At 60.6% G+C, this 9,005-nt stretch carries 7 protein-coding genes and 1 pseudogene; 5 read left to right on the top strand and 3 right to left on the bottom strand.

Annotated elements, in window-relative coordinates; translation table 11 throughout:
* Nucleotides 1-169, top strand: a pseudogene (locus tag BN1120_RS21930) (TIGR03503 family protein); the annotation flags it as partial.
* Nucleotides 170-244: 75 nt separating this feature from the next.
* Here BN1120_RS21930 and BN1120_RS18610 read toward each other — a convergent pair.
* Together BN1120_RS18610 and fadE are read right to left on the bottom strand one after the other, a co-directional pair.
* Complete coding sequence (locus tag BN1120_RS18610; RefSeq protein WP_039038835.1) at nucleotides 245-1,762, bottom strand: HD domain-containing phosphohydrolase; 1,518 nt, start codon at nucleotides 1,760-1,762, stop codon at nucleotides 245-247.
* A gap of 174 nt (nucleotides 1,763-1,936) precedes the next feature.
* Entirely contained in the window at nucleotides 1,937-4,393 is a 2,457-nt protein-coding gene (fadE, locus tag BN1120_RS18605; RefSeq protein WP_042017477.1) for an acyl-CoA dehydrogenase FadE, read from the bottom strand.
* A 252-nt stretch (nucleotides 4,394-4,645) separates the two neighbouring features.
* On the opposite strand from fadE, the gene lpcA reads away from it, so the two are divergent.
* From lpcA to BN1120_RS18590, 3 genes are all read left to right on the top strand, one after another.
* On the top strand, nucleotides 4,646-5,224 hold the full coding sequence (lpcA, locus tag BN1120_RS18600) for a D-sedoheptulose 7-phosphate isomerase (RefSeq protein ID WP_010674142.1): 579 nt from the start codon (nucleotides 4,646-4,648) through the stop codon (nucleotides 5,222-5,224).
* Nucleotides 5,225-5,336: 112 nt separating this feature from the next.
* Nucleotides 5,337-6,134: a class II glutamine amidotransferase gene (locus BN1120_RS18595; RefSeq protein ID WP_010674143.1), complete on the top strand. Its 798-nt coding sequence runs from the start codon at nucleotides 5,337-5,339 to the stop codon at nucleotides 6,132-6,134.
* 300 nt (nucleotides 6,135-6,434) lie between these two features.
* Complete coding sequence (locus tag BN1120_RS18590) at nucleotides 6,435-6,770, top strand: Hpt domain-containing protein (RefSeq protein ID WP_039038838.1); 336 nt, start codon at nucleotides 6,435-6,437, stop codon at nucleotides 6,768-6,770.
* A 12-nt stretch (nucleotides 6,771-6,782) separates the two neighbouring features.
* Here BN1120_RS18590 and BN1120_RS18585 read toward each other — a convergent pair whose 3' ends face one another.
* Complete coding sequence (locus BN1120_RS18585; protein ID WP_029314269.1) at nucleotides 6,783-7,706, bottom strand: gluconeogenesis factor YvcK family protein; 924 nt, start codon at nucleotides 7,704-7,706, stop codon at nucleotides 6,783-6,785.
* Between the two features lie 113 nt (nucleotides 7,707-7,819).
* Between BN1120_RS18585 and BN1120_RS18580 the strand changes: the two genes are divergently transcribed.
* Nucleotides 7,820-9,001 carry an FIST signal transduction protein gene (locus tag BN1120_RS18580; protein ID WP_041215518.1) on the top strand — a complete coding sequence of 394 codons (1,182 nt, stop codon included), beginning with the start codon at nucleotides 7,820-7,822 and terminating at the stop codon, nucleotides 8,999-9,001.
* The last annotated feature ends 4 nt before the right edge of the window (nucleotides 9,002-9,005 follow it).

The raw sequence follows: 9,005 nt of genomic DNA, 5'->3' as shown, positions 1-9,005 counted from the left end.
GCCCTGGGCGCTGGGGGGAGGTGGCGTGTTGCTGCTCTTACTGGGGGCGGGGGGTTTCATTCTGCTGCAAAAGCGCCGCACTCTGCACAAGGCGATGGCGGCGCAGAAGGCGCAACTTGAAGAGACGCCAGCAACCCCCAAACTAGATCTCAATCTGCCGGAGCAATAATTCCGCGCACATTGCAAAGAAGCCGCCCAATGGGCGGCTTCTTCATGGTGGCAAGTGGATGGGGTGAATCCGATATCAGTGAGCGCCGATATAGATGTCTTTGTACTGCTCGCGAATATCGAGGAACTTCTCCAGATTGGCCAGCATCAGGTCCACCAGGAGGGGGTCGAAGTGCTCTCCTTTCTCCTCCTTGATCAGCGCCAGCACCTGATCCAGCGGCCAGGCCTGCTTGTAGCAACGATCCGAGCCCAGGGCATCGAACACATCCGCCAGGGCGACGATGCGTCCTTCCAGCGGAATGTCCTCTCCCTTCAACCCGCGGGGATAGCCGCTGCCATTCCACTTCTCGTGATGGTTGCCCGCGATGGTCGCGCCTATCTGGAACAGGGCCAGGTCACTGCCGGAGAGCATGTCCTGCCCAAGCTGGGCGTGGGTTTTCATGATCTCCCACTCCTCGGGAGTGAGTTTGCCCGGTTTGTGCAAGATGGCGTCCGGGATCCCCACTTTGCCGATGTCGTGCAGGGGAGAGGCCCGCTTGATGAGCTCGCACCTGTCCTCATTCATGCCGAGCAGCTTGCAGAACAGTTCGGTGTAGAGGGCCACCCGCTTGACGTGCAAGCCGGACTCTTTCGAGCGGCTCTCCACCAGTTCGCCGATGCGATAGATGATCTCTCGCTGGTTGTCACCGATCACCTCGTTGAGCCGGATATTCTCCAGCGCCACTATGATGTTTTCGGTGAACAGGCTCAGCAGCCCGGTATCCATCTGGCTGAGCGGGCGAGTGGTCTCGATGTGGAACAGCAGGTGATGACGGGCATTCTGGCAATAGAGCACCATCTGGTTGCCATCGTAGACATTGGCTCCCTTGGCCATGGCACAGCGCAGGATTTCCGGCGCATCGACGAGGCGCAGCATGGGACCATCGCTGAGCAGAGGCTCGAGCACCTGATCCCGCACCTCATACGCCAGGTGTTTCACATCGTAAATCTGGGACTCTTCCAGATTGAGCAGGGCGCTGAGCTGGGTCTGGGCTCCTTCGACGAACTGGCGCAGGGCACGCTGCTCGAAGATCCCCTTGGACGCCTCGATGACCTTCTCCAGCCCCTGTCGATTGCTCTCAAGGGTTCGGATGTCCCGGTAAGAACGCAGGCTGGCGCGCAACAGGGTGCGCAGTTTCTGGGAGGTAAGTTCGGTCTTGTCCTTGTAGTCGTTGATGTCGTAGTTGGTCACCACGTCATCTTCCGGGGCCTGGCCGGGCTGACCGGTTCGCAGCACGATGCGTACCATCTTGTTTTGCAGCTCGTCACGCACGAACTTGACCACCTCAAGACCGGCATGATCGACCTCCATGACGACGTCGAGCAGCAGCAGGGCGACATCCGGGGTGAGGGCGAGCAAGGCTTTGGCTTCAGCCGCAGAGTAGGCGTGCAGAAAATCGATCGGCTTGCCGTCGAATTCAAACTTGTTCAGGGTGATTTTGGTGATGCGATGCACTTCGGGTTCATCGTCCACTATCATCACCTTCCAGCCGGCGGGACGCGGTGCTGATTGGGGAAGATCTTCATCATCAATAATCAGGATTTGATCATCCATTATGCAATCCTGTGTGTGATCCTGTGCTTACCTTAACCGCTTCATTCAATATAGGAAACGGATTGATATCCAAAATATGATCCAGTCGGTTTCTCTTTCTTCGTATCGGATGCCATCCACCAGCCCTTTCATGAAAAACGCCTCCACAAGGGAGGCGTTCTGGCATCAGAGGCATCAAGCTGCCCTGTGATATGCGGAGGCTTCAAACAGTGCCTTGTTGGCCACCAGGTCGACGGGATCGAAGTCATCGACGTTGATGGTGCGAAGGCGACTCTCCTCGGCGCGCCGCAGCAGGTCCGCTTCGGCCTGATTGATGACACCGAGGCTCAGGCCCGCCTCTGCCACCTTGTCGAGCTGGGTGAAGGGGCGTTTGCTCCCTTCGGCTTTGCACACCTTGTCAAACAGCGGTTCTGCGGTCAGCACATCGTCCAGCGCCTGTTCCAGCAGCCCGAAGGGGTTGCCCTCCTCGCGCGTCAGATATTGACCCTCGGCCAGACGGCTGCGAGTGGCACTTGGCACCTGGAGCAGGCGGGCCACCTGGCTGTCGAGCTTGTCGGAGGGACGCTTCAGGTCGCGACCAAGGGGCAGCACGATGGCGCGCAGGGCCAGACCAATCCAGCGGTTCGGGAAGTTGCGCAGCAACTCGTCGATCGCTTCCTGAGCCTTGAACAGGGCGTCTTGCAGTGCCCAGTGCAGCAGCGGCAGGTCGGCCTGCTGGCGTCCTTCATCCTGATAGCGCTTGAGGGCGCTGGAGGCCAGATAGAGCTGGCTCAGCACATCGCCGAGGCGGGCAGAGACCCGCTCTTTGCGCTTGAGCTCGCCACCCAGGGTGCCCATCGCCATGTCTGACAGGAAGGCCAGGTTGGCGGAGAGGCGGGATAGTTGCTGATAGTAGCCCTTGGTCTGATCCTTGTAGGGCGCTGCGGCGAAGCGGGCACCGGTCAGCCCCAGCCAGAAGCTGCGCACCAGGTTGCTGATGGCAAAGCCCACGTGGCTGAACATCGCCTTGTCGAAATCTTTCAGCGCCTGCTCTTTGTCGGGGTGGCTGGCTGCCAGCATCTCCGGCAACACGTAAGGGTGGCAACGGATGGCTCCCTGACCGTAAATGATCATGCTGCGGGTCAGGATATTGGCACCTTCGACGGTCACGGCGATGGGCGCCCCCTGATAGCCACGGGCCAGATAGTTGTTCGGCCCCATGCAGATGGCCTTGCCGCCATGGATGTCCATGGCATCGATGATGCACTTCTGGGCGCGGTCGGTGAGGTGGTACTTGACGATGGCGGAGATGACCGAGGGTTTTTCACCGAGATCGATGCCGGTGACCGTCAGTTTGGCGGCGGCGCCCATGATGTAGGCGTTGCCACCCAGGCGTGCCAGCGGCTCTTCAATCCCTTCCATCTTGCCAATCGGCAGCTTGAACTGGCGACGGATGCGGCTGTAGGCACCGGTGGCCAGGGCCAGCATCTTGACGCCGCCCGTGCTGTTGGAGGGCAGGGTGATGCCGCGACCGACGGAGAGACACTCCACCAGCATGCGCCAGCCCTGACCGGCCATGGCCGGACCGCCGATGATGAAGTCGAGCGGTACAAACACGTCCTTGCCGCGGGTCGGGCCGTTCTGGAACGGCACGTTGAGCGGGAAGTGGCGACGGCCGATGTCGACCCCCTTGATGTGGGTCGGAATGAGGGCGCAGGTGATGCCGAGCTCTTCTTCCTCACCCAGCAGGTGGTCAGGGTCACGCAGCTTGAAGGCGAGGCCGAGTACGGTGGCGATGGGAGCCAGGGTAATGTAGCGCTTGTTCCAGGTCAGGCGCATGCCGAGCACCTCTTCCCCATCCCACTCGCCTTTGCAGACGATGCCGAAGTCGGGAATCGAGCCCGCATCGGAACCCGCTTCCGGGCTGGTCAGGGCGAAACAGGGGATCTCCTTGCCGACAGCCAGGCGGGGCAGGTAGTAATCCTTCTGCTCGTCAGTACCGTAGTGTTGCAGCAGCTCCCCCGGCCCTAAGGAGTTGGGAACGCCGACGGTGGAGGCGAGCACGGCGCTGGCGCCGCACAGCTTTTGCAGCACGCAGGACTGGGCGTAGGCGGAGAACTCCAGCCCACCGTATTTCTTCTTGATGATCATGGCGAAGAACTTGTTGTCCTTCAGGTATTGCCACACCTCGGGAGAGAGATCGGCACGTTCGTGGGTCACTTCCCAGTCGTTGACCATACGGCACACTTCTTCAACCGGGCCGTCCATGAAGGCCTGCTCCTCGGCGCTGAGGGTGCTCACCGGAATAGCGTGCAGCTTCTTCCAGTCCGGGTTGCCGGCAAACAGATCCGCTTCCCACCAGGTCGTCCCCGCTTCGATGGCTTCCTTCTCGGTTCGGGACATCTCCGGCATGATGGACTTGTAGATCTTGAACAGCGGCTTGGTCAGCTGGTTGCGGCGAAACTCAACCAGATTGAGGGGCAGGGCTATCACCGCGAACAGCGCCCACACCAGCAGGGGCACATGGCCATAGAAGGTACCGGCGACCAGGGCGGCGGCCGTGGCAAGCGTGGCGGTGAACAGGGACGCACGGCGATAGGCCATGGCGCCGATCACCAGGATCACCCCGAGCAGAGTGAGGGTCGTCGTCATTGTTTGCTCCTTGCATGAATTGCCGAGGTTGGGAAATTGGCGTTAACTGATCCAGAGGTCTGACCTGTTGGATATGGCCTCTGTTGTAATTCATACGCACAAACTTATCAAGCTGTTTACAAGCCCGTTACCTTGGCTCTGTGATCGGCATAACGCGCTGCCCGCCCCATCTTGGCGGGCGGGGGGCGACGATTGGACTGGCTTGTGCGACAATGCCGCCACCCTATGTTGGACGACGAGATTTCAAGAACCATGTACCAAGAACTGATCCGCAACGAGTTGACCGAGGCTGCCAGCGTGCTTCAGGCGTTCCTGGCAGATGAGCAAAATCTGAAAAACATCGAGGCGGCGGCCAGGCTGCTCGCCGACTCCTTCAAGCAGGAAGGCAAGGTACTCTCCTGCGGCAACGGTGGCTCCCACTGCGATGCCATGCACTTTGCCGAGGAGCTGACCGGTCGTTATCGCGAGAACCGCCCAGGCTATGCCGGCATCGCCATCTCCGACCCCAGCCACCTCTCCTGCGTCTCCAACGACTTTGGCTATGACTATGTCTTCTCCCGCTATGTGGAGGCCGTCGGCCGCCGTGGTGACGTGCTGCTCGGCATCTCCACCAGCGGCAACTCCGGCAACATCCTCAAAGCCATCGAGGCGGCCCGTGCCAAAGGGATGAAGGTGATTGCCCTGACCGGCAAGGACGGCGGCAAGATGGCTGGTCTGGCCGATGTGGAGATCCGTGTACCGCACTTCGGTTATGCCGACCGCATCCAGGAAGTGCACATCAAGGTGATCCACATCCTGATCCAGCTGGTTGAAAAAGAGATGGCCAAGTAATCAACGATCCGGGATTGAGAGGGGGGGATGGGTGACCATACCGGCCCTCTCATCCAGCCGTGACGGTTGATTGACGAAACCAGAGTCAAGACATTCAGGGAGTGGATGGTATATGTGCGAACTGCTCGGCATGAGTGCCAATGTGCCGACCGACATCTGCTTCAGCTTTACCGGGCTGATGCTGCGGGGCGGCAAGACCGGTCCCCACAAGGATGGCTGGGGGATCACCTTCTATGAGGGGCGGGGTTTTCGCACCTTCAAGGATCCCGAACCCAGCGCCCAGTCTCCCATCGCCAAGCTGGTCCAGGCACTGCCCATCAAGAGCCGTGCCGTGGTCAGCCATATCCGGCAGGCGAACCGGGGGTGTGTCTCCCTGGAAAACACCCACCCCTTTACCCGCGAACTGTGGGGCCGTTACTGGACCTTTGCCCACAATGGCCAGTTGACCGGTTACAAGAGGCTGCCCACGGGGCGGCACCGCCCGGTAGGCGACACCGACAGCGAGCACGCCTTCTGCTGGCTGCTCGACAGGCTGGAGCACAAGTACCCCAAACGGCCGGCAAATTTCCCCGCCATGTTCCGCTACCTCGCGACCCTGTGCGACGAGCTGCGCGGGCTCGGGGTGTTCAACATGCTGCTGTCGGACGGAGAGTTCGTGATGACCTATTGCAGCAACAATCTTTACTGGTTGACGCGCAGGGCTCCCTTTGGCGAAGCCCGTCTGCTGGATGAGGATGTGGCCATCGACTTTCAGAGTGAAACCACGCCGAACGATGTGGTGACCCTGATCGCCACCCGGCCGCTCACCGGCAACGAGAATTGGGTGAAGATGGTGCCCGGGGAGTTCTGCCTGTTCAGGCTGGGCGAGCTGGAATATGGCAATGCAGCCAACTTGTTGAACCAGAAATAAAAAATACCAGGGTAGATGTCTACCCTGGTTCTTCGCAGCAGCCATACAGGCAAAAAGGGATGAGAGAGGTGTTGCTGAGCCGCATCATTCTCATGGGTTGCATTGTTACTTTAATGTTAATTTTGTGACAACCTTTATCTCTCTCCATTCTGGCTGACATACCGATAACTTGAAGCTGCTCACATTCTGGTGTCCCAAGAGCATCCGGAGCGATACGGGCATGCCCGAAGGGCGGGTGACAGCGGGGCTGTGGGTCCGCTATATTGTGGTCTGTTTGAATACCATCATAGGGAAGAGAAGATGGAGTGGCTGGATCAGAAAGTGCTGCGACAACTGGCAGATGATATCGGTCACGAGATGATGCCGGTCGTCATCTCGGTGTTTGTCGAAGAGGTAGGCGAGCAGTTGGCCCAATTAAGACCGCTTTTTGAGCAGCGGGACTGGTCAGCCCTGGCGCGTGTTGCCCACAGCATGAAATCGTCCTGTGGCAGCTATGGCGCCAAACCCAGCTATCAGCAGGTGATGGATCTGGAGTCCGCCTGTCGCCGGGAAGATGAGCAAGAGGCCGGCAGACTGCTGGCGGAGCTGGAGCACTCCCTGCCCCAGGTCTTCACCCATCTGGCCCAGTTTCACTGATCCAGAAGGGCATCAGCCCGCCATGTCGCGCTCGCCAAGCCTGCTCAGGATCACGGTGTCGAGTGCCAGCCGCAGCTTGAGGCGGTCGTGGCGGTGGGGGAGGGCTGCTTCACCCAGCTCGGCCCGAACGAGGCAGTGCTGCAGCTCGGGTACCTGGGGGCCCTCGGGAGCCAGAATGGCATCGATCCGGCCGCTGCCTATCCGCTCTTCCAGCCAACGATGCTGACTGGACAGTGACAACTGGCCTGCCGGACCCTCTTCGTCCACCAGATTGCTGATGAACACGACGATGGCACGGCTGCTGCGGATCGCCTCCGCAATCTCGCGCAGCAGCAGAGGAGGCATGATGGAGGTGAGGAAGCTACCCGGCCCCAGGATGATCATGTCGGCCTGGCTCAGCGCCTCGACCGCTTCGCGCGTGGCGGGCACGACCGGTTTCAGGCTCAGGGCCCGTGGCGGTGTGGTGAGCTGATCGATGGAGACCTCTCCCAGGATCTGATCGCCACAGACGGTGTGGGCGCACAGATCGGTGGGATGCTCGGACATGGGCAGCAGATTGGGTTCAATTTCCAGCATGTCGCTGATGAGCCGGATGGCATCCAGGGGGCGCACGCAGAGGTTGTCGAGGGCCAGCAGCATCAGGTTGCCGAGGTTGTGGCCCGCCAGCTCGCCGCGGCCGGTAAAGCGGTGCTCGAACAGCTGGCTACCGATGCTGGGGGTGGTCACCAACTGGTTGAGGCAGTTGCGCAGATCCCCCCAGGCGATGCACTCCTGGCTTTTGCGCAGGCGTCCGGTGGAGCCGCCATCATCCGTGGTGGTGACGATGCCCGTCAGCCGGGATCCCAAGAACGACAGGGAAGAGAGCACCCGGCCCATACCGTGCCCGCCGCCGATGGCGACAACCCGGTCGAAGTCATTGATATTTTTCTGCCACATGCAGTGATCCCGTGGGAGGCCAGTGAGCACCATTCTAGTCTCCATGGCCAGGTAATTGTTTGATAAGGGTATGATTTTTGCTTGATGCCAGCATTCCGTACCCCTAGGAGACGATGTTGAACTTCCTGACGGCTCACTCGCTTGCCGAGACGACCCCGCTGGCCGCCCAACAAGTTACAGAGCGGTTGCATGCCCAGTCATCCCATGTTCCATCGCTGTTGCTGGTCTATTTTACCCAAGCACACGAGGCGGCGGAACTGCGCCGTGCGCTCAAGGCACGTTTTCCCGATACCCGGCTGATCGGTTGCAGCTCCTGCGGCGGTATCCTGACCCAGGATGGCCATCATGGTCGGCATGGCTGGAGCCTGTCGGTCGCCGCCCTTTATGATGACAAGGGGGCTTATGGCGTGGCTGGCCAGATGGGGGATCAACCGGATGTGCGGGCATTGCTGCGCCGCGCCATCGCCGATGGTGGCCGACCGGGAGAGCTGCCGCAGCTCGTGTTGCTGCACACCAGCCCGGGGCTGGAGGAGGCTGTGCTCGCGGGGATCGACGCCGAGTTTGGCGCGACCGTTCCCGTCGTCGGCGGGTCGGCGGCAGACGACGGCGTGGCCGGGCAGTGGCAGCTGTGCTGGGACGAAGGAGAGGGATCACAAGGGTGCGTGTTGGCGGTGCTTTACCCCGACTGCCAACTGGCGTTCCAGTTTCACTCAGGCTATGTGCCCACCGAGTGTCGCGGCATCATTACCGGGATAGACGGGCGGGAGGTGCTGACCATCGATCACGAGCCGGCGGCCCGGGTCTATGGTCGCTGGACCGAGCGTGCGACGCCCTGGCCGGTGGGCCCCATCCTCAGGGAGACGACGCTTTCGCCACTGGCCCGTCAGGTCGGCATGCTCGATGACCTGCCCTACTACAAGCTCTCCCATCCCGAGGCTGTGACGGCGCGGGAGGGGCTGCGCCTCTTTACCGAGACCCGACTGGGAGAGCGGCTGCTGCTCATGTACAGCAGCCAGGAAGGGTTGTTGCAGCGCAGCCTGAATGCGGTGAATATCGAGCCTGAATATGGCATGGCGAGCAATATGCGCCCCTTTGGCGCCCTGGTGGTGTTTTGTGCCGGTTGTCGGCTGGCACTGGGGGACAGGCTGGGGGACATCGTCAGTCAATTCAGTCAGAGGCTGGGTGAGATCCCCTTCATCACGCCCTTTACCTTCGGTGAACAGGGACGATTACCCCATGGTGAGCTGGCACACGGCAACCTCATGGTGTCGAGCGTAATCTTCCTCGAGAGCTGACATT

Source organism: Aeromonas caviae, from assembly GCF_000819785.1.
Lineage (GTDB): Bacteria > Pseudomonadota > Gammaproteobacteria > Enterobacterales > Aeromonadaceae > Aeromonas > Aeromonas caviae.
This window is presented reverse-complemented; position numbering and strand designations above follow the sequence as displayed.